We start from the raw sequence: 20,101 nt of genomic DNA, 5'->3' as shown, positions 1-20,101 counted from the left end.
GTCTGGTCTTATGTATGCCGCAGGTTGCGCGGCGGGGCAAAGGCCAGAGCATACCGCGTCGCGTGAAGCGGCGTGCGGCCCGGAAATGAAAAAAGCCCCGCGGGTGCGGGGCTTTTTTGTCATCGTCAGGCTGGCAGGAACCGGAGATTACTTGATCTTCGTTTCCTTGTACGCCACATGCTTGCGGACGACGGGATCGAACTTCATGATCTCCATCTTTTCCGGCATGTTGCGCTTGTTCTTCGTGGTCGTGTAGAAGTGACCCGTGCCTGCGGTCGACTCAAGCTTGATCTTGTCGCGTGCGCCTTTTGCCATGATTCTGCTCCTTGGGCTTAGGCTTCGCCGCGTGCGCGCAGGTCTGCGAGCACGGAATCGATGCCGTTCTTATCGATCAGGCGCAGGCCGGCGTTCGAAACGCGCAGACGCACCCAGCGGTTTTCGCTTTCCACCCAGAACCGGCGGTTTTGCAGATTCGGCAGGAAGCGGCGCTTCGTCTTGTTGTTGGCGTGGGAAACGTTGTTGCCGCTCATCGGCGCTTTCCCAGTTACTTGGCATACGCGTGCCATGAGAGCACTCCTAATACGCTGAATTCGGGGTTCGACCGCCGGTGAAGGTTTCCTAGTACGACCGTGTGATCCATGGTCGCGCTCGAATTCTTGCTGGCGCAAGGCCTTCGGTGGCTTCAGAACTGGTTGGAAAAAAGACAGACGGCGATTCTAACAGAAAAAGTTCAGGAAAATCAAACCCAATTTCGCGAGCCGGTTGCGGCGGGCCGCGCGGCCCGCCGGCGGGGCCTGTCGGGCTACATCCAGCCGGCGTGTGCGAACGAAAAGGTGTCGTGCGCGCCGATCACCAGATGGTCGAGCAGCCGGACGTCGACGAGCGCGAGCGCGTCGCGCAGCACCCGGGTCAGGCGCCGGTCCGCGGCGCTCGGCCGCACGGCGCCGGACGGGTGGTTGTGCGCGACCACCAGGGCGGCCGCGTTCAGCGCGAGCGCGCGCCGGACGATCTCGCGCGGATAGACGGCCATCCGGGTCAGCGAGCCGCGCGAGCTTTCCTCCGTCTGCACGAGCCGGTGCCGCGCGTCGAGGAACAGGCAGACGAAGACCTCGTACGGGCGGGTGCCGATCAACAGCCGCAGGTAGTCCTCCACCGCGCCGGACGATTCGATCAGGGGCCGTTCGCGGGCCTTTTCCGCGAGCGCGCGCCGCGCCAGCTCCATGACCGCGACCAGCAGCGCGGTGCGCGCGGGCCCGATGCCGCGCATGCCGCCGAAATCGCCGGGCGTCGCGTCGAGCAGGCCGCGCAGTGAGCCGAAGTGGTCGAGCAGCCCCTGCGCGACGCGGAACACGTTGTGGCCGGGCAGCCCCGAGCCGAGCAGCAGCGCGATCAGCTCCATGTCGGACAGCGCCGAGGGCCCGCGCGCGAGCAGCCGCTCGCGCGGCAGGTCGTGGCCCGCCGCGAGCGCGAGGATGGGATCCGGAGCGGCGTCCGGCAGCGAACAGCTTGGCATCGATCAATCTCCGTGTTGGGGCGCCGGCCCCGAGAATCGCGCCGTACTCCGCCCCGATCGCTCAGGTGACTTACAATATGGGTTTTGCGCCAGGCCGCAGGGCTGTTTCTGGGGCGCTGATTGAACGAGTTACTCATGAGCCTCATCGATATTTCCGAAGTGAAGCCCGGTTCACACATCACGTTGCACTACCGGCTCGCGCTCGCGGATGGCGCCGACATCGTCAACACCTTCGCCGACAAGCCCGCCACCCTGCTGCTCGGGGCGGGACAGCTTGCGCCGTCGCTGGAGGAGATTCTCGTCGGCCTCAAGGCGGGGCACCATTCGACCTTCCGGCTAACGCCCGAGCAGGCGTTCGGGCCGCGCAATCCGGATATGATTCAGCGTGTGTCGATGGCGACGCTGCGCGAGAACGGCATGGTCGGCGAGGAGTTCGCGCCGGGCGACCTGATCGAGTTCAACGCACCCGACGGCGGTCGCTATGCCGGCGTGCTGAAGGAAATCAGCGAGACCTCCGCACTCTTTGACTTCAATCATCCGCTCGCGGGCCAGGCGCTCACGTTCGAGGTGAAAATCATCGGGATCCTGTAATCATGAGCTCCACCGATACGCTGACCAGTCCGACCGTCGCGGCCGATGCCGAGATCCTGCTCGCGCAGCCGCGCGGCTTCTGCGCAGGCGTCGATCGCGCGATCGAGATCGTCGAGCGCGCGATCGCGATGCACGGTGCGCCGATCTACGTGCGCCATGAAATCGTCCACAACAAGTACGTCGTGGAAGACCTCAAGAAGAAGGGCGCGATTTTCGTCGAGGAACTCGAGGAAGTGCCGTCCGGCAACACGGTGATCTTCAGTGCGCACGGCGTGTCGAAATCAGTGCGCGACGAGGCCGGCGTGCGCGGCCTGCGCATTTACGACGCCACTTGCCCGCTCGTCACGAAGGTGCACGTCGAGGTCGCGAAGATGCGCCAGGACGGCGTCGACATCGTGATGATCGGCCACAAGGGCCACCCGGAGGTCGAGGGCACGATGGGGCAGGTCGAGCGCGGCATGCATCTCGTCGAAAGCGTCGAGGACGTACGCGCGCTCGAACTGCCAGACCCGGAGCGGGTCGCGCTCGTCACGCAGACCACGCTGTCGGTCGACGACGCCGCCGAGATCATCGGCGCGCTGAAGGCGAAGTTTCCCGCGATCCGCGAGCCGAAGAAGCAGGACATCTGCTATGCGACGCAGAACCGCCAGGACGCCGTCAAGTTCATGGCGCCGCAATGCGACGTCGTCATCGTCGTGGGCAGCCCCAACAGCTCGAATTCGAGCCGCTTGCGCGAGGTCGCGGAGAAGCGCGGCGTGGCGGCCTACATGGTCGACGCACCCGAGCAGATCGACCCGGCCTGGGTCGCGGGCAAGCGCCGGATCGGCGTGACGGCCGGCGCATCGGCGCCCGAGGTGCTCGCGCAGGCCGTCATCGCGCGCTTGCGCGAACTGGGCGTGCGCAATGTGCGGGCGCTCGAGGGCATCGAGGAAAGCGTGTCGTTCCCGCTGCCGCGCGGCCTCAACCTGCCGCCTGCCGCATAAGTTCGCCTTTCATTCTGCTTTCTTCCTACAAAAGCGCGCCAAGAGCGCGCTTTTGTTTTGTGTGACGATTTTTTACGAGAGCAACCGATTGCGCTTTAATTGGTGCAACTCAGTTGCAATCATGTCGTAAACATCAGTCTCAAAAATGGTTGCAATGCAGGAAAACCCTGTCGAATCAGGAATATTGGTCGTCCTATAAATAGAGTTACAATGCGCCCGTTTTCAGGTCCAAAGGGCTTGAAACATGGTTTGGGCAAGGCGCGGGAGACCTATTTGATGCATGTGAAGTTGGCAGTTGCCGGGCCCGTTGCCGCTGCGGTTGCAACGCCTGCCGACCGTTGCGAAGGCGACGGGCGCGGGCGGTCCGCGCCGATGTACCGGAATGGTGCACAGCGCGACAACGGGGCGTGCTCGACACGCGGAGCGAGCGGGGTCTCGATCGTCGGCGGCCGCGCCCAAGGGGGCTGGCCGCGGCGGGCGGGGCGTCCTGGCCCGGCCGGCACGCAAGTTGCTCGGCTGTGGGATCACCGGGGTGAGGCGGCGGACATGCGTGCGGAAACGAGCGTGCGGCCGACGCCGGACGCTGGGAGCGACGCGGGCATCGTGCACATCCTTTCCCTACCGATCATTCATGGCAAGACCCCGGCGCGGTCGCGCACGCGAGCCACGGCGGCTCGCACGCGGCGCGGCGACGGGGGCAGCCGGGCACGCGCGCCGCGCCCGACGAAACACTACGACTTCAAGGAGGCCAGGCAAACGTCCTTGACGTCGTGATGAACCCGCGACGGGACTCGCGACGGCACCGAACCTCGTGCAGGTGCCGTTTTCGTATCAGTCCCGGCGGCGTGCGCGATCCCGACAGGATCGCGCGGCGCGCCGGGATGAAATATCACCCTTACCGGTATTTATTCGTACCCGCAGTGTCGTTGAGATGGCACGAAGCCTATGCTTGTTTGCATGGCGGCGCGTTCATCCGGCAGCACGGGCCAAGGAGCTTTAAATGGATATTTTCGTCCAGCAGGTCCTCAACGGGCTGGTGCTCGGCAGTGTCTACGCCATCATCGCGTTGGGCTACACGATGGTGTACGGCATTCTCGGCATCATCAATTTCGCGCACGGCGATGTTCTGATGATTGGCGCGATGGTGGCGCTGTCCGCGATCACCGTGTTGCAGAACCACTTCCCCGGGCTCGGCAACGTCGCGACGCTGACCATCGGGCTCGGCATCGCGGCCGTGGTGTGCGCCGCCGTCGGCTTCACGATCGAGCGGGTCGCCTACCGGCCGCTGCGCCGCGCGCCGCGTCTCGCGCCGCTGATCACCGCGATCGGCGTGTCGATCCTGCTGCAGACCGCCGCGATGATGATCTGGTCGCGCAATCCGCTGCCGTTCCCGCAACTGCTCTCGACCAATCCGATCAACGTGATCCAGGCGACCGACACGACGCCGGGCGCCGTGATCTCGGCGACCGAGATCGTGATCATCGCGGTCGCGTTCCTCGTGATGGGCGGCCTGCTGCTGCTCGTGCACAAGACCAAGCTCGGCCGCGCGATGCGCGCGATCGCCGAAAACCCGAGCACCGCGAGCCTGATGGGCGTGAACCCGAACTTCGTGATCTCGGCGACCTTCATGATCGGCTCGGCGCTGGCCGCGCTGGCGGGCGTGATGATCGCGTCGGAGTACGGCAACGTGCACTTCTACATGGGCTTCATCCCGGGCATGAAGGCGTTCACGGCGGCGGTGCTGGGCGGGATCGGCAACCTCGGCGGCGCGATGGTGGGCGGCGTGCTGCTCGGCCTGATCGAGCAGCTGGGCGCCGGCTACATCGGCAACCTGACGGGCGGGGTGTTCGGCAGCAACTACCAGGATGTGTTCGCGTTCATCGTGCTGATCATCGTGCTGGTGTTCCGTCCGTCCGGCTTGCTGGGCGAACGCGTCGCGGATCGTGCGTAAGGAGAGAACAACATGACATCCATTCAACCGATCGAATCGTCGACGTCGCTCGTCGAAGAGCGCAAGGGCGCGAAAACCTATGCCATCGGCGTGCTCATCGCCGCGTTCGTGATCGCGGCGCCGATGGTGATCGGCGCCGCGGGCGGCAACTACTGGGTGCGGGTGCTCGACTTCGCGATGCTGTACGTGATGCTCGCGCTCGGGCTCAACGTGGTGGTGGGCTTCGCGGGTCTGCTCGACCTCGGCTACATCGCGTTCTACGCGGTGGGCGCCTATACCGCCGCGCTGCTCAGCTCGCCGCACCTGACCAACAACTTCGAGTGGATCGCGCAGCTGTTCCCGGGCGGCCTGCACCTGCCGTTCTTCCTGATCGTGCCGGTCGCGATGGCGCTCGCCGCGCTGTTCGGGATCCTGCTCGGGGCGCCGACGCTGCGCCTGCGCGGCGACTACCTGGCGATCGTCACGCTCGGCTTCGGCGAGATCGTGCGGATCTTCATGAACAACCTCGACCGTCCGCTCAACATCACGAACGGGCCGCAAGGGGTGACGGGCATCGATCCGGTGACGGTCGCGGGCTTCAACCTCTCGCAGACGCACACGATCTTCGGCGTGTCGCTGCCGTCGGTGTACATGTATTACTACCTGTTCGTGATCTGCGCGCTGTTCGTGATCTGGGTCTGTACGCGCCTGCAGCATTCGCGCATCGGCCGCGCCTGGGCCGCGATCCGCGAGGACGAGATCGCCGCCAAGGCGATGGGCATCAACACCCGCAACGTGAAACTGCTCGCGTTCGCGATGGGCGCGTCGTTCGGCGGCCTGTCGGGCGCGATGTTCGGTGCGTTCCAGGGCTTCGTGTCGCCGGAATCGTTCACCTTCTGGGAGTCGATCGTGGTGCTCGCCTGCGTGGTGCTGGGCGGCATGGGCCACATCCCGGGCGTGATCCTCGGCGCGGTGCTGCTCGCGGTGTTCCCGGAATTCCTGCGTTCGACGATGAGCCCGCTGCAGCACGCGCTGTTCGGCCATGAAGTGATCGCGACGGAAGTGATCCGCCAGGGCCTCTACGGCCTCGCGATGGTGGTCATCATGCTGTATCGCTCGGAAGGCCTGTGGCCCGCGCCGAAGCATGAGGACAGGATCGCGAAACTCGCGAAGCGCGGCGGCAAGAAGCCGGTGCGCGCATAACGAACGGCATGCGGGAGAGCAATGCAATGAGCGACAACATTCGACTGTCCGTGAAGGGCGTGAACAAGCGCTTCGGCGGCCTGCAGGCGCTGTCCGACGTCGGCCTCGAGATCAAGGAAGGGCAGATCTACGGCCTGATCGGCCCGAACGGCGCGGGCAAGACCACGTTCTTCAACGTGATCACCGGGCTCTACACGCCGGACTCCGGGGACTTCAAGCTCGACGGCGAGCACTACACCCCGACCGCGGTGCATCAGGTCGCGAAGGCGGGGATCGCGCGCACGTTCCAGAACATCCGGCTGTTCGGCGGCATGACCGCGCTCGAGAACGTGATGGTGGGGCGCCACGTGCGCACCAAGCACGGGCTGCTCGGCGCGGTGTTCCAGACGCCGGCCGAACGCCGCGAGGAGCGCGAGATCAAGGAGCGCGCGATCGAGCTGCTCGACTACGTCGGCGTGCTGCAGTACGCCGACTACACGGCGCGCAACCTCTCGTACGGCCACCAGCGCCGGCTCGAGATCGCGCGCGCGCTGGCGACGGACCCGAAGCTGCTCGCGCTCGACGAGCCGGCGGCGGGCATGAACGCCACCGAAAAGGTTGAACTGACGCGCCTGCTCGACAAGATCCGCGCGGACGGCCGCACGATCCTGCTGATCGAACACGACGTGAAGCTCGTGATGGGGCTGTGCAACCGGATGACGGTGCTCGATTACGGCAAGGTGATCGCCGAAGGTCTGCCGCAGGACGTGCAGAAGAATCCGAAGGTGATTGAGGCATATCTCGGCGCAGGGGTGCACTGATGGCAGCGGCAATGTTGAAAATCAAGGGCCTGCAGGTCAACTACGGCGGGATCCAGGCCGTCAAGGGCGTCGACCTCGAGGTGAAGCAGGGCGAGCTGGTCACGCTGATCGGCGCGAACGGCGCGGGCAAGACCACGACGATGAAGGCGATCACGGGCCTCAAGCCGTATTCGGCTGGCGACATCGAATACCTGGGCCAGTCGATCAAGGGCGTGCCGACGCACGAACTGCTCAAGCGCGGCCTCGCGATGGTGCCGGAAGGCCGCGGGATCTTCGCGCGCATGTCGATCCTCGAGAACATGCAGATGGGCGCCTACCTGCGCAACGACAACGACGGCATCAAGCATGACGTCGAGCGCATGTTCGGCTTCTTCCCGCGCCTGAAGGAGCGGGCGACGCAGCTGGCGGGCACGCTGTCGGGCGGCGAGCAGCAGATGCTCGCGATGGCGCGCGCGATCCTGTCCAAGCCGAAGCTGCTGCTGCTCGACGAGCCGTCGATGGGCCTCTCGCCGATCATGGTCGAGAAGATCTTCGAAGTGGTGCGCGAGATCTCGAAGGAAGGCCTGACCGTGCTGCTCGTCGAGCAGAACGCACGGCTCGCGCTGCAGGCGGCCGATCGCGGCTACGTGATGGACTCCGGCACGGTGACGATGTCGGGCGACGCGAAGCAGATGCTCGACGATCCGAAGGTGCGCGCCGCCTACCTCGGCGAGTGACGCGCGGCGCGGCCGCGCCGCGCCGCTTGCGCAAGGGCCGCCCCGGGGAACCGGGGCGGCCCTTTGTCATGGTGCAGCCCGGCTCGGCTCGCCGCGCCCGTCGCGTGTAGCGCTTCCTATAATCGAGGCGGTTGGCGCGCGGCGCCGGCGACGTCGCGGTGCACCCGCCGCGTTCCATGTCGATGTCGTGTCAGGAGATCCGTCTCATGTCCTTCCCTCTGTTCATCCTCGTCATGCGGCATGCGGAGAAGCCTCGGGACGCCAGCGATCCGAACCTGTCGCCGGCCGGCGAGGCGCGCGCGGCGGCGCTCGCGACCTACGTGCCCGCAACCTTCGGCGTCCCCGATTTCATCCTCGCGGCGGCGACCGGCGCGGACAGCGCCCGGCCGGTCGAGACCGTGACGCCGCTGTCGCAGCAGGTCGGCGTGCCGATCGACGACAAGATCGCCGACAAGGATTACGCGAAGCTTGCGCGCGACTTGCTGGAGAAGGACAAGTATGCGGGCCGGCGCGTCGTGGTCTGCTGGCACCACGGGCATATCCCGGGTTTGCTCGCGGCGCTCGGCGCCCCGGCGGGCAGCTATCCCGACCCGTGGAATCCGCAGGTGTTCGACCTGATCGTGCGGCTCGACGGCACGGCGGGCGGCGCACCTGCCGTCAGCCGGATCGTCGAGCCTTTCTAGCGGCGGCCGCGCCGCGGCGGCCGTGTCTGAGCCGGCCGCACCTAGCCGGCCGCTCCGCGCGTCATCGTGCGGACATCGCGCGCGCCGATGCTGTTGCGCTGAGCGACGCGCGGGGCCGCGCGATCCATCGATACGAGGGAGGTCGGGCATGAGTCTCAAGTACGGTTTCGTGAAGGCGACGATCAGGCGGATCGCGGGCCTCCGGTCGGCCGGGCACGGCAACGAGATCCAGTACCACGTGCACGTGACGCTGGCGATGGCGGGCGGCGACTGGGATGTCGCGATCAACGTCGGCACCAACGACGCGGACGACCTGCTGCGCTACAAGCTCGTCTACGACTACCAGCATCCGCTCACGCAGACGCTCGCCGCGGCGCCGGAAGGCTACAACGACCTGACGGGCGCCGCCGTGCTGCCGGCGCTCGACTATCTGCGCAGCACGGTCCTCGACGAGACCGGGCCGTGGCGGCAAAGCGACGTGATGGACGGCAGCGAGCAGGCGGAGCCGATTCCGTCGGTGCTGAGGCTGATCCGGACGGCGCAGCAGGAGGGGCTCGACCTGTATGTGTACGGCCGCGTGTATCAGGAAGGGAACGGTATCCACGACACCCACCTGAACCAGGGATCGGCGGGGCCGCACTACGCGCATCAGGCGGGCGACGACAGCAACGACCACAACGACGTCTGGCAGGACGGCGCGCTGCTGGTGAATCTCGGCGCCGCGCACTGGGCGGCCTATTTCGCCGCGTTCGACCAGCAGACGGTGCCGACCGATACGCTCGGCAACCCGGCGCCAGGCGGCGGGCCGATCACGCGCTGAGCGCGACGCGGCCCGCCGCGCGTCAGACGCCCGGCAGCGGTTTGCCGAACGAGAGGCGCGGTTCGGCCCGATAGCCGAGCGCTTCGTAGAAGCGGCACGCGTCGTCGTTGCCGGCCAGCACCTGCAGGTTCACCTTCACGCAGCCGCGCGCGGCGAGCACGGCTTCCGCGTGCGCGATCAGCGCGCGGCCGATGCCGACGCGCCGCGTGCCGGCCGCCACGCCGAGCGAGTAGAGCCAGCCGCGATGGCCGTCATAGCCCGCCATCAGTGTGCCGACGAGGCGGCCGTCGCACAGCGCGACGAAGAACAGCTCGGGCTGGGTGGCGCGCTTCATCTCGATCGCGCGCAGCGGATCGCGATGCGGCGGCGCATCGGCGTCCGAGTAGTGTGGGAACGCGTCGCGCCAGACCGCGAGTACCGCCTCGGTGTCGGCCGGTTCGAACGCGCGGATCGCGAGCGCGGCGCCGCCGCTCGTCTCGGGGGACATGGCGGGCCTCGCTCAGAGCGTGTCGAGCACCGAGCGCAGCATCGCCATCATCTGGTCGATCTCGTCGTTCGTCACGTTGAGCGCGGGCATGAAGCGCAGCAGGTTCGGCCGCGCGGCGTTCAGCAGCAGGCCGTCCGGCTGCATGTCGCGCGCTTTCTCGACGATCTGCGGCCCGATGTCCTTGCCGAGCAGCAGCGCGCGCAGCAGGCCTTCGCCGCGTTCGCCTTCGAAGCCACGCTCCTCCGACAATTCGAGCAGCTTGCGCTTCAGGTATTCGCCGCGCGCGCGCACGCCTTCGAGGAAGCCGGGGGCGACGAGCTGCGAGATCACCGCGTAGCCTGCCGCGGTCATCAGCGGATTGCCGTTGTAGGTGCCGCCCTGGTCGCCGGCTTCGAACACCGCGACGTCCGCCGTCGACAGCAGCGCGGCGAGCGGCACGCCGCTGCCGATACCCTTGCCGAGCGTCATGATGTCCGGGGCGATGTCGGCCAGCTCGTACGCGAACAGCGTGCCCGCGCGGCCGCAGCCGCTCTGCACTTCGTCGACGATCAGCAGCAGGTTGTGCTGCTTCGTCAGCGCGCGCAGCTGCTGCATGAACTCGCGGGTCGCGGGGATCACGCCGCCTTCGCCCTGGATCGGCTCCAGCATCACGGCGACCGTCTTCTCGGTGATGAGCTTCTCGACCGAATTGATGTTGTTCAGCTCGGCCTTCGGGAAGCCCGGCACCTGCGGCGCGTAGATCGTGTCCCAGCCCGGCTTGCCGCTCGCGGACATGGTCGCGAGCGTGCGGCCGTGGAAGCTGTGGTCGAACGTGATGATCTCGTACGCGCCGTTGCGGAACTTGCGGCCCCATTTGCGCGCGAGCTTGATCGCGCCTTCGTTGGCTTCGGCGCCGCTGTTCGTGAAGAACACCTTGTCGAACACGCTGTGTTGCGTGAGCAGCGCGGCGAGCTTCGCCATCGGCGCGTTGTAGAACGCGGGCGACGGGTTCAGCAGCTGTTCCGCCTGGTTCTTGAGCGCTTCGACGACGCCGTCGTCGCAGTGACCGAGACTGTTGACCGCCCAGCCCTGGATGAAGTCCAGATAGCGCTTGCCGGTGTGATCGTAGAGCCAGGAGCCCTTGCCGTGCGTGAACACGAGGTCGGGGCGGTTCGTGATGTACATCAGCGAGTCGATCGGGTAATCGTTCAGGGACATGACGGCGAACTCCAGCGGGTGGTCGGAAACAGACAATAAAAAAGCCACGGAATGCCGTGGCTGGGTGAGTCGAACAGCTTGTGCGTAACCGGTGAGGCAGGTGTTACGCGCGAGTCCGTGACGAACCGGCGGCATCCGGGCGGAGCGGCGAGCGGCGACGTCGAAGTGTGGACAGGTAGCGGTTCATGCACGCAAGCATACGGCATCACGCGTCTTCAAGTAAACCGCCGCGATGCAACAATTCGAGGTCGCGGCGGTCGCGCGTGCCCGCCTGCGTTCAGACCGGGTGCGCGAGGTCCGCGGCGCTCGTGAACGAATCCGCGTAGAACTCGTCGGCCGGCAGCCCGTGGTGCGCGGTGAAATCGCGCTGGGCGGACTCGACCATCACGGGCGCGCCGCATGCGTACACCTGGTGGCCCGACAGGTCCGGCAGATCCTCGATCACCGCGCGGTGCACGAAGCCTGTGCGGCCCGTCCACGCGTCGCCTTCGTCCGGCTCCGACAGCACCGGCACGAAGCGGAAGTTCGGTGTCTCGCGCGCCCATTGCTCGGCGAGTTCGAGCAGGTACAGGTCCTTCTTGCGACGGGCGCCCCAGTAGAGCGTCATCGGGCGCTCGAGGCCCAGGTGCCGCGCGTGCTCGATGATCGCCTTGATCGGCGCGAAGCCCGTGCCCGAGGCGAGCAGCACGATCGGCTTGTCGGAGTCCTCGCGCAGGAAGAAGGTGCCGAGCGGCCCTTCGAAGCGCAGGATGTCGCGCTCCTTCATCGCGCCGAACACGTGGTCCGTGAACTTGCCGCCCGGCATGTGGCGGATGTGCAGTTCGACCGGGCCGTCGTCGTGCGGCGCGCTCGCCATCGAGTAGCTGCGGCGCGCGCCGTCCTTCAGGATGAATTCGATGTACTGGCCGGCCAGATATTGCAGGCGCTCGTTGGCGGGCAGCTGCAGCTTCAGCACGACCACGTCGTCCGCCCGGCGTTCGAGCGCGTTGACGCGGCACGGCAGCTTCTTCACCTGGACGCCGTCGACCCCGGCGATCTCGCGCACGTCGATCTCGAGATCGCATTGCGGCTTCGAGCAGCACAGCAGCGCGAGGCCTCGGGTGCGTTCGTCGTTCGACAGCGCGGACGCCGCATGCGGCCCCTGTTCGATCTGGCCCTGCACGATCGTGCCCTTGCACGAGCCGCAGGCGCCGTTCTTGCAGCCGTACGGCAGATGCACGTTCTGTCGCAGCGCGGCCGCGAGCACGGTTTCGTCGGCCTCGACCTGGAATTGCCGGCCGCTTTGCTTGAGGGTTACGTTGAATGCCATAGAGTCGTTGAGAACAAAATGTGGGGACCGTGCGGCATGCGCACGGCGGCTACAATGCATCCGCTACAAAACACGCATACACCATGATCGCGACACGAATTCTGCGCCGCCGGCGCGTACTGATCGTCGGCTGCGGCGATGTCGGCGCGCGCTGCGTCGAGCAGCTGCGCGCGCGCCGTGCGCCGCTTCGCATCATTGCCCTGACGAGCCAGGCGGCGCGGCGGGCCGAACTGCGGGCGGCGGGGGCGGTGCCCCTCGTCGGCAACCTGGACCAGCGGGCGTCGCTCGGGCGTCTCGCGGGACTTGCGCCCGTCGTGCTGCACCTCGCGCCACCGCAGCCGTCCGGCATCGACGACCGCAGAACCCGCGCCCTGATCGCCGCGCTGTCGGCGCCGGGGCGGCGCGCAGCCGCGCGGCCGCCCGGGCCGCCGCGTCGGGCAGCGCGTATTGTACCCGAGCGATTCCGCCCGCCCACGCTCGTCTACGCGAGCACGAGCGGGGTTTACGGCGACTGCGGCGGCGTGCGCGTCGACGAGACGCGCACGCCGCGGCCGGCGAATCCGCGTGCGCGGCGGCGCGTCTCGGCGGAGCGGCAGCTGCGCGATGCAACCGCGCGCGGCGCGTTGTCGGCGCGGATCGTGCGGATTCCCGGCATCTACGCGGCGAACCGCCTGCCGCTCGCGCGGCTCGAACGGGGCACGCCCGCGCTGTGCGAGGCGGACGACGTCTACACCAATCACATCCAGGCGGACGATCTCGCGACGATCCTGCTGCGCGCGGCGACGCGCGGCCGCGCGTCGCGCGCCTACCATGCGTCGGACGACACCGAGCTGAAAATGGGGGATTACTTCGCGCGCGTGGCGCGCGCGTTCGGGCTCGCGCCGCCGCCGCGCATCACGCGCGCCGAGGCCGAACGGCAGCTCGATCCGTCGCTGCTGTCGTTCATGCGCGAATCGCGCCGGCTCGTGAATGCGCGCATGAAGAGCGAACTGCGGATCGCGCTGCGCTATCCGAACGTCGACGACTTCCTGCGCGGCGTCGCCCGGCCGTGATCAGGTGATCGCAGGCAGCGCCTCGATCAGCAGGAAACACAGCAGGGCGCCGATCATGGCGCCGATCAGGCTCGGATGGTACTTGCGCTTCAGGTGCATTGCCGTCAAAAGCGCGCCGATCACGATCGCGCCAAGCGCGGCGAACGCGAGCATCACCGAAGAAAGTTCAATCGGACTGTTGATGATCATGATGTCTCCCCTCAACCAGTTTTTTTGGTTTTGATTCGAGTATAGCGGGGGATTTCAACTCTGCCATGCTGCGCCGCAAGGTGCGCCGCGGGGCCTTCGAAGGACGCTCCGGGCTTTCCCTCAGAGGGTATTCGCCGTGTTGCGCAATGCAGCGAGATCGGCTTCGGCGAGCCAGCACCACGCGCCGGGCGCGAGCGCGTCCGGCAGGCGGTAGCCGCCGATGCTTTCGCGGTGCAGCGCATCGACGCGGTTGTGCGCGGCGGCGACCATGCGCTTGACCTGGTGATACTTGCCTTCGAGCACCGCGATCTCGAGGAGTCGTTCTTCTCGGGCGCGCGCGGCGCGCGCCGCGAGCGGCTTCGGCTCGCCGTGCAACAGCACGCCGGCGCGCAGCGCGTCGAGCTGGGCGTCGTCGAGCACGTGGCGCACGGTCGCGAGGTAGGTTTTCGGCACCTTGCGCTTCGGCGACGTGTAGGCGTGCACGAACTGGCCGTCGTCGGAGAGCAGCAGCAGGCCGGTGGTGTCCTGGTCGAGCCGGCCCACGCACTGCACGCCGCGCGCCGCGAAAGGCGGCGGCAGCAGGTTGAACACGCTCAGGTGATGTTGCGGATCGCGCGAGCATTCGTAGCCGGCGGGCTTGTTCAGCGCGAGGTACGCGCGCTCGTGGTAGGGCCAGGCGACGCCGTCGACCTCGAACACGAGGTCCGTCGTGTCGAAATGGGCGTCGGCGTCGGCCGCGATCGCACCGTCGACCGCGACGCGGCCCGCGTCGATCAGCGCCCGGCATTGGCGGCGCGAGCCGAAGCCCTGCTTGAAGAGAATGCTTTCGAGATTCATGGCGCGCGCATTGTACCAAGCGCGTCGCGCGGGGCTGGTAAGCTGCCGGGTCCGGACGCGCCGTCGCGGCGCGTGCATGAACCAACGATACAGGCAAGCCATGACTTCCATCCTGATGCCGCTCGCCCGACGCGGCGCGCTCGCCGTCCTGGCGCTCACGCTGTCGGCCGCGGCCTTCGCGCACGCGAAACCCGAACACAGCGAGCCGGCCGCCAACGCGGTCGTCACCGACGCGCCGCATGCTGTCGCGATCGATTTCACGGAGCCGCTCGAACCGGCCTTCAGCTCGATCGTCGTGACCGACGCGGCGGGCCAGCCGGCCGCCGACGGCCGCGCGACGATCGACGCCGCGAACCGCAAGCGCATGTCGGTCGCGCTCAAGCCGATCGCGGCGGGGGACTATACGGTGCGCTGGGTCGCGGTCGCGACCGACGGCCATCGCACGCAGGGCAGCTATCGCTTCAGCGTGAAGTGACGCGCGCCCGCCGCCATGCCGGGCGGCGCGGGATTGCCCAGCCAGGCTTTCCATTCGCTCGGCCGTGTCATGCGCGATGCGCATGACGGGCGGCGGCGCGGCGCTGCCGGAGTCGGCCGGCGGCCGCTACTCCGCGCGCCATTGCCGACGCCCGCGAGCGAATCCCGGGTCGGGCGGCAATTTGTATGACGTTTCCGTTTGTATCTGATTTCTGGATAATCTATCCAGCCCGTGCATGCTGACCGCGCGCCGAAGCCTGCCTACACTACGGACTCCTCTCAACGCGATGGAGTCACTGATGACAGCACATACCCTCAAGGACAAGGTCGTCCTGATCGCCGGCGGCGCGAAGAACCTCGGCGGACTGATCGCGCGCGACCTCGCGAGCCACGGCGCGAAATCGATCGCGGTTCACTACAACAGTGCATCGAGCAAGGCGCAGGCCGACGAGACGGTGGCTGCGCTCGAGGCGGCGGGCGCCAACGCGGCGGCGTTCCGGGGCGACCTGACGTCGGCGGAGGCCGTCGAGCGGCTGTTCAACGACGCGAAGAACCGCTTCGGCAAGATCGACATCGCGATCAACACCGTCGGCAAGGTGCTCAAGAAGCCGTTCACCGAGATCACCGAGGCCGAGTACGACGAGATGTTCGCGGTCAACAGCAAGACCGCGTTCTTCTTCATCAAGGAGGCGGGCCGCCACCTGGAGGACAACGGCAAGCTGCTGACGCTCGTCACCTCGCTGCTCGGCGCGTTCACGCCGTTCTACGCGGCGTACGCGGGCGCCAAGGCGCCCGTCGAGCACTTCACGCGCGCCGCGGCGAAGGAATACGGCGCACGCGGCATTTCCGTGACCGCGGTGGGGCCCGGCCCGATGGATACGCCGTTCTTCTATCCGGCCGAAGGCGCGGATGCGGTCGCGTACCACAAGACCGCTGCGGCGCTGTCGCCGTTCAGCAAGACCGGGCTGACCGACATCGAGGACGTCGTGCCGTTCATCCGCCACCTGGTGACGGACGGTTGGTGGATCACCGGGCAGACGCTCCTGATCAACGGCGGCTACACGACGAAGTAGGGCGTCGGGGCGGCGCGCCCCCGACCGGGCGAGGCGGCGCGGTGAGCCGCCTCGCCCGGCCGGGGCGGGTGCGTCCGCCGGGCGTCGAGATGGCGGCCGCGCGCTCCCGGCTCGGGGGCGCGCGGCCTTTTTGCGCCAACGCGCGCCGCGTCGGGAGGTCGGCGTCATGGACAAGCTGGAACAGATCAGGGTGTTTTTGCAGGTGGCGGAAATGGGCAGCTTCATCAAGGCCGCCCATACGCTGAGCCTGCCGCGCGCGACCGTGTCGGCCGCCGTGCAGCAGCTCGAGGCGGGCGTTGGCGCGCGGCTGCTGCATCGGACCACGCGTCAGGTGCAACTGACCGCGGACGGTGCGCTGCTGGTCGAGCGCGGCCGCCGGCTGCTCGCCGAGGCCGACGAACTGGACCGGCTGTTCCGCGGCAGCGATCGCGATGTCGCGGGGCGGCTCAATGTCGACGTGCCGAGCCGGATCGCGCGCCGGTTGATCGCGCCCGCCCTGCCCGGTTTCATGCGCCGCTATCCGAACCTGCAGCTGTCGCTGGGTTCCACCGATCGCTCGATCGATCTGGTGCAGGAGGGCGTCGATTGCGCGATCCGGGTCGGGCGGCTCACCGACAGCAGCCTCGTGGTGCGCCCGCTCGGGCGGATCGCGATGATCAACTGCGCGAGCCCAGGCTATCTGCGCGAGCAGGGCGTGCCCCTGCGGCCCGAGGAGCTCGAAGCGCATCACTGGTCGGTCGGCTATGCCTTGCCGACGACGGGGCGCGAGACGCCCTGGGAGTATGTCGCGGCCGGCCGCGCGATCGAACTCGCGATGCCGAGCCGGGTGATCGTCAACAATGCGGAGACCTATATCGCGGCCGCGCTCGCCGGGCTCGGGATGATCCAGATCCCGCGTTTCGACGTCCAGCATCTGCTCGACCGGGGCGCGCTCGTCGAGGTGCTGCCCGAGCATCGCGCGGCGTCGATGGAGGTCTCGGCGCTGTATCCGCACCGCCGGCACCGGTCGCGGCGGCTCAATGTGTTCGTCGACTGGTTCGAGGAACTGGCGCGGGATGCGATCGAGCGCGACGGCTAGGCGCGCGTGCTGTTCCGGGCGCCGATTGCCGCGCGGTTCCGGCGGGCCAGGGATATTCCACGCCTGATTTCATTTCCATCAGAAAATCCCGTGGTTACTGATTCATTCATAGTGGACTGAATTTAATAGTTGGCTTATTCTAAACGCCGGCTTGATGATTCAAATAAGCAAAACAATGATGGGTGCGCCGCCGATCGTCGATCGGCCGAGATCCGCCCGGTGTTTGCCTGTTTTGCCTGGCGGGTTCGGGGAGTCGGGGCCGATACCCGGCACCGCACGTCCGATGTATTCCCGAGGAGCGCGCCGCGTGGCGCAACCGCCGCGGGAATGGCGTCGAAGCAATGAAAAGTAAAAGAATGATGGGCCGAGAGAATGTTTTCATTATTACAGCCGTGGATGACCAGGCGAAATGCCGAAAAGCACGGGGAAAAAACGCTGATTCATTTCATTGCGGGCGATTCCGGCGCGGGCGCGCCGCGCCGCCCCTGTCAGCCGGCGCGCGCGGGTGACGCATGAGCGAGTGGCTTGCACCGCCGCTTGCGGAAGCGGTCGAGGTCCGGCGTGCGGACGCCGCCGACTGGCCGCGCATCTGGCCGCTGTGGCGCCGCATCGTGTCGGCGGGCGAGACGCACCCGTATCCGCTGGACGCAACCGAGGAGGACGCCATCGCGCTTTGGCTGCGGCCGCCGCGCGCGGCGCTCTACGTGGCCGAGCGCGACGGCGTCGTGGTCGCCGCGATGCAGACGAAGCCGCTGCGTTACGGCCACGGCGATCACATCGCGAACTTTGATTTGATGGTGACGCCGGAATGCTGGGGGCACGGAGTCGGGCGCGCGCTGGCGGAATACGTCATCGACGCCTGCCGCGCCGCCGGCTATGCGGCGATGGAAGCCTATGCGGTGGTCGCGGCCAACGAACGGGCCGTCAGGCTCTGGCACGGGCTGGGCTTCGAGACCCTCGCCATCGTTCCCCGGGCGTTCCGCCACCCGACGCAGGGCCTGGTCGACGTCCATCACATGTACCGATCCCTGACCTGATGGAGGATCCCATGCACGTACCGGCGATACTCGATTGCAGCCCCCATGCGGATGCGCTCGAGGCTCTGCGCGCCGAGCTTCCCGCGCTGCCCCGCGCGGATCTCGGCGCATTCTTCACGCGGGCCGCCGCGCTGTCCGACGCGCTGCCGGCGCCGATCCGCGACACCCTGGCGGCGTTCCGGGCGCGCGGCAACGAGGGCGGCTACCTGCTGCTGCGCGGGCTGCCGCTCGACCCGGACGCCTTGCCCGACACGCCTGAGCATTGGCCGCCGCCGCCGGAACGCACGCTGTTGCAGACCGAGGCGTGGGTCGCGTTGATCGGCATGCGCATGGGCGTGGCGACCGGCTACGACCGGAATCGGAGCGGCGCGCCGCTGCAGGATGTGTTTCCGTCGCGGGACGCGAAGACCATGATCGCCAGCGAGCATTCCATGACCTCGCACGGTTATCGGGACGCGCTTCGCTATCACACGGAGCTCGCGTATCTGACGGCGCAGCCCAATTACGTGGCGCTGGGCTGTTCGCGCGCGGACCATGAAGGTCGGGCCGGTACGCCGGTCATCTCGGTCCGGCGCATCGTGAAGCGCTTGAGCGCCGCGCATCAGGACGTGTTGCGGTCGGTGCCGCTGACGTGGCGCGTGGACGACCTGTTCAAGACGGCGGAGCAGCCCGACCCGCAGACCCGGCTGCGCCTGCTGTTCGACAACGACGACCGGATCCGCTACGACGGCCGGCTGATCGAATGCGAGGCGGGCAGCGCGGCGCACGAGGCGCTGGAGGCATTCATGGCGGCGATCGAGGAGACGCAGGAAATCCTCTACCTGAAGCCCGGCGACGTGCTGGTGTTCGACAACCACCGGACCTCCCATTCGCGCACCCGGTATGAGCCGCGGTTCGACGGCAAGGATCGCTGGCTGACGCGCCTGTTCATTCGCGAGCCCGGCGCGGGGCACGCGGCGCGATTGCGGCAGGCGGAGGTGGTGGGGTTCGAGGTGCGGCCGCCGGAGGCGGTGTTGGCGGGGTGAGGGCTGCGTGACGCCGCGGGAAGATTCTGTCTGGGCGTCGGCCTGCGTCGCAGCTTGCGCCCGGCGGGCAGTGCGTGCCGTCGAAAACAAAAAAGCGATGGTGTCGCGCACTTGAAGAATCCGGCGCGCATTTTCCGATGCGGGGTTCGTGAGCATCGAGCGCGTCACCAAAATACACATTTCTGTCGACGGGCGGATGAGGCTGTCGCCTGGCGACGGCGCGACAAGGGCTCGCCGGTCGCGTTGCCCCGGAAATTCACGCTGGACTTGGCTCCGCGATGGTATGGCGCGCCCCCTGACTGATACGGGGGCGCGAAAGATCGTTCGTGTCTCAACCTTCGCGCCGCGCTTTGTCCGGCAATGCTGATAGGGCAATCACCTCGGTTCGACGCATGCTCGAGTCCTCGCGAGTTTTCGACAGAGGATCGGGCATGGGTTCAGCGTTCATTCGGGAGGGGGATACGACCTCCCACGGCGGCCGCGTGCTGGCGTGTACATCGACCAACACGGTCCTCGGGAAGGCGATTGCGCTGGAGGGCGACATGGTGTCGTGCCCGAGGTGCCGCGGCGTTTATCCGATCGTCGGCGTCCGGATTCGCAGCATGACGTTCGACGGCCGTGCCGTCGCGACCGAAGGCGACAAGACGGCGTGCGGCGCGACGTTGATCGCATCGCAAGGCGAAGCGACGGCGGAGCAGACGTCGGGGGTAGGCGGGGCGGTCGGTGCGGGCACAAGCGCGGTTGCGCAGCATGCCGCGCACGACGATGGCCCATCTCGTGGGCGTTTCCAGCTTGTCGACGACCTTACGCGCGAGCCCATCGCGAACCATCCCTACACGGTGACGTCGGCCGACGGTCAGACGATTCACGGCACGACGGACGCGAACGGTTACACGGCTTGGCTCAACAGCCGTCAGGCGGTATCGCTTTTGTTCAGCCATCCGGGAACGTTCGGGGCGGCGAGCATGGGTGAAGCATGAGCGGCGGTTCGGTGGTCGGAGGTTCGGGAGGTGGCGAGGGGAGAACGACAGCCATAGGCGTTCGCAACGGGTTGCTGCCGCACGAAAGGCAGAAGCTTTGCGATCTCATGTGTCGATGTGGCCG

Annotated in this window: 23 protein-coding genes; 15 read left to right on the top strand and 8 right to left on the bottom strand. The window is 67.3% G+C overall.

The features are described from left to right. Positions 1–147: 147 nt before the first annotated feature. The 3 genes from rpmG to radC all read right to left on the bottom strand — a co-directional run bounded on the left by rpmG (position 148) and on the right by radC (position 1,513). The gene (gene rpmG / locus Bsp3421_RS25910; RefSeq protein WP_007586229.1) at positions 148–315 is read right to left on the bottom strand and encodes a 50S ribosomal protein L33; all 168 of its coding nucleotides are present in this window, start codon (positions 313–315) and stop codon (positions 148–150) included. A 17-nt stretch (positions 316–332) separates the two neighbouring features. Next, positions 333–566, bottom strand: coding sequence for a 50S ribosomal protein L28 (gene rpmB / locus Bsp3421_RS25905; protein ID WP_004186391.1), 234 nt, complete (start codon positions 564–566; stop codon positions 333–335). A gap of 236 nt (positions 567–802) precedes the next feature. Continuing rightward, positions 803–1,513: a RadC family protein gene (gene radC / locus Bsp3421_RS25900; RefSeq protein WP_273998744.1), complete on the bottom strand. Its 711-nt coding sequence runs from the start codon at positions 1,511–1,513 to the stop codon at positions 803–805. A gap of 135 nt (positions 1,514–1,648) precedes the next feature. Between radC and Bsp3421_RS25895 the strand changes: the two genes are divergently transcribed. The 8 genes from Bsp3421_RS25895 to Bsp3421_RS25860 all read left to right on the top strand — a co-directional run bounded on the left by Bsp3421_RS25895 (position 1,649) and on the right by Bsp3421_RS25860 (position 9,239). Then, positions 1,649–2,104, top strand: coding sequence for an FKBP-type peptidyl-prolyl cis-trans isomerase (locus tag Bsp3421_RS25895; RefSeq protein ID WP_273998743.1), 456 nt, complete (start codon positions 1,649–1,651; stop codon positions 2,102–2,104). Between the two features lie 2 nt (positions 2,105–2,106). Then, entirely contained in the window at positions 2,107–3,087 is a 981-nt protein-coding gene (ispH, locus tag Bsp3421_RS25890; protein WP_252984408.1) for a 4-hydroxy-3-methylbut-2-enyl diphosphate reductase, read from the top strand. Positions 3,088–4,087: 1,000 nt separating this feature from the next. Beyond that, a complete protein-coding gene (locus tag Bsp3421_RS25885) occupies positions 4,088–5,038 on the top strand; it encodes a branched-chain amino acid ABC transporter permease (protein WP_273998741.1) in 951 nt (316 codons plus the stop codon). A 12-nt stretch (positions 5,039–5,050) separates the two neighbouring features. After that, positions 5,051–6,220 (top strand): ABC transporter permease subunit, encoded by a 1,170-nt coding sequence (locus Bsp3421_RS25880; RefSeq protein ID WP_252984410.1) that lies wholly within the window; start codon positions 5,051–5,053, stop codon positions 6,218–6,220. Positions 6,221–6,246: 26 nt separating this feature from the next. Further along, positions 6,247–7,020, top strand: coding sequence for an ABC transporter ATP-binding protein (locus Bsp3421_RS25875; protein WP_273998740.1), 774 nt, complete (start codon positions 6,247–6,249; stop codon positions 7,018–7,020). Next, entirely contained in the window at positions 7,020–7,736 is a 717-nt protein-coding gene (locus tag Bsp3421_RS25870) for an ABC transporter ATP-binding protein (RefSeq protein ID WP_273998739.1), read from the top strand. Before Bsp3421_RS25875 ends, Bsp3421_RS25870 begins: the two co-directional genes overlap by 1 nt. Positions 7,737–7,942: 206 nt before the next feature. Further along, positions 7,943–8,419 (top strand): histidine phosphatase family protein, encoded by a 477-nt coding sequence (locus Bsp3421_RS25865; protein WP_273998738.1) that lies wholly within the window; start codon positions 7,943–7,945, stop codon positions 8,417–8,419. 148 nt (positions 8,420–8,567) lie between these two features. After that, positions 8,568–9,239, top strand: coding sequence for a DUF2278 family protein (locus Bsp3421_RS25860; protein ID WP_273998737.1), 672 nt, complete (start codon positions 8,568–8,570; stop codon positions 9,237–9,239). Between the two features lie 22 nt (positions 9,240–9,261). On the opposite strand, the gene Bsp3421_RS25855 is transcribed toward Bsp3421_RS25860, so the two are convergent. From Bsp3421_RS25855 to Bsp3421_RS25845, 3 genes are all read right to left on the bottom strand, one after another. Then, positions 9,262–9,726, bottom strand: coding sequence for a GNAT family acetyltransferase (locus Bsp3421_RS25855; RefSeq protein ID WP_273998736.1), 465 nt, complete (start codon positions 9,724–9,726; stop codon positions 9,262–9,264). A gap of 12 nt (positions 9,727–9,738) precedes the next feature. Continuing rightward, a complete protein-coding gene (locus Bsp3421_RS25850) occupies positions 9,739–10,923 on the bottom strand; it encodes an acetylornithine transaminase (RefSeq protein ID WP_273998735.1) in 1,185 nt (394 codons plus the stop codon). 277 nt (positions 10,924–11,200) lie between these two features. After that, complete coding sequence (locus tag Bsp3421_RS25845; protein WP_273998734.1) at positions 11,201–12,232, bottom strand: CDP-6-deoxy-delta-3,4-glucoseen reductase; 1,032 nt, start codon at positions 12,230–12,232, stop codon at positions 11,201–11,203. Between the two features lie 29 nt (positions 12,233–12,261). On the opposite strand from Bsp3421_RS25845, the gene Bsp3421_RS25840 reads away from it, so the two are divergent. Continuing rightward, positions 12,262–13,284, top strand: a complete 1,023-nt coding sequence (locus tag Bsp3421_RS25840; RefSeq protein WP_274004360.1) for an NAD-dependent epimerase/dehydratase family protein — start codon at positions 12,262–12,264, stop codon at positions 13,282–13,284. Here the strand turns inward: Bsp3421_RS25840 and Bsp3421_RS25835 are convergent, their stop codons facing one another. Together Bsp3421_RS25835 and Bsp3421_RS25830 are read right to left on the bottom strand one after the other, a co-directional pair. Further along, a complete protein-coding gene (locus tag Bsp3421_RS25835) occupies positions 13,285–13,473 on the bottom strand; it encodes a hypothetical protein (RefSeq protein WP_273998733.1) in 189 nt (62 codons plus the stop codon). It abuts the gene before it with no gap. Positions 13,474–13,593: 120 nt separating this feature from the next. Beyond that, a complete protein-coding gene (locus Bsp3421_RS25830; RefSeq protein WP_273998732.1) occupies positions 13,594–14,310 on the bottom strand; it encodes a pseudouridine synthase in 717 nt (238 codons plus the stop codon). 100 nt (positions 14,311–14,410) lie between these two features. On the opposite strand from Bsp3421_RS25830, the gene copC reads away from it, so the two are divergent. The 6 genes from copC (at position 14,411) to Bsp3421_RS25800 (ending at position 19,977) form a co-directional block, all read left to right on the top strand. Further along, positions 14,411–14,785 carry a copper homeostasis periplasmic binding protein CopC gene (gene copC / locus Bsp3421_RS25825; RefSeq protein ID WP_273998730.1) on the top strand — a complete coding sequence of 125 codons (375 nt, stop codon included), beginning with the start codon at positions 14,411–14,413 and terminating at the stop codon, positions 14,783–14,785. Positions 14,786–15,083: 298 nt separating this feature from the next. After that, the gene (locus Bsp3421_RS25820; RefSeq protein ID WP_252984421.1) at positions 15,084–15,857 is read left to right on the top strand and encodes an SDR family oxidoreductase; all 774 of its coding nucleotides are present in this window, start codon (positions 15,084–15,086) and stop codon (positions 15,855–15,857) included. Between the two features lie 166 nt (positions 15,858–16,023). Continuing rightward, positions 16,024–16,935, top strand: a complete 912-nt coding sequence (locus tag Bsp3421_RS25815) for a LysR family transcriptional regulator (protein WP_273998727.1) — start codon at positions 16,024–16,026, stop codon at positions 16,933–16,935. Between the two features lie 512 nt (positions 16,936–17,447). After that, a complete protein-coding gene (locus tag Bsp3421_RS25810; protein WP_273998725.1) occupies positions 17,448–17,972 on the top strand; it encodes a GNAT family N-acetyltransferase in 525 nt (174 codons plus the stop codon). 11 nt (positions 17,973–17,983) lie between these two features. After that, on the top strand, positions 17,984–18,997 hold the full coding sequence (locus Bsp3421_RS25805; RefSeq protein ID WP_273998723.1) for a TauD/TfdA family dioxygenase: 1,014 nt from the start codon (positions 17,984–17,986) through the stop codon (positions 18,995–18,997). Positions 18,998–19,428: 431 nt separating this feature from the next. Next, a complete protein-coding gene (locus Bsp3421_RS25800) occupies positions 19,429–19,977 on the top strand; it encodes a PAAR domain-containing protein (RefSeq protein WP_273998721.1) in 549 nt (182 codons plus the stop codon). Positions 19,978–20,101 lie beyond the last annotated feature (124 nt).

Origin of the sequence: Burkholderia sp. FERM BP-3421, from assembly GCF_028657905.1 — a bacterium.
Taxonomy (GTDB): Bacteria; Pseudomonadota; Gammaproteobacteria; order Burkholderiales; family Burkholderiaceae; genus Burkholderia.
The sequence above is the reverse complement of the archived record's forward strand: the minus strand, read 5'-3'. Positions and strand labels throughout refer to the sequence as shown.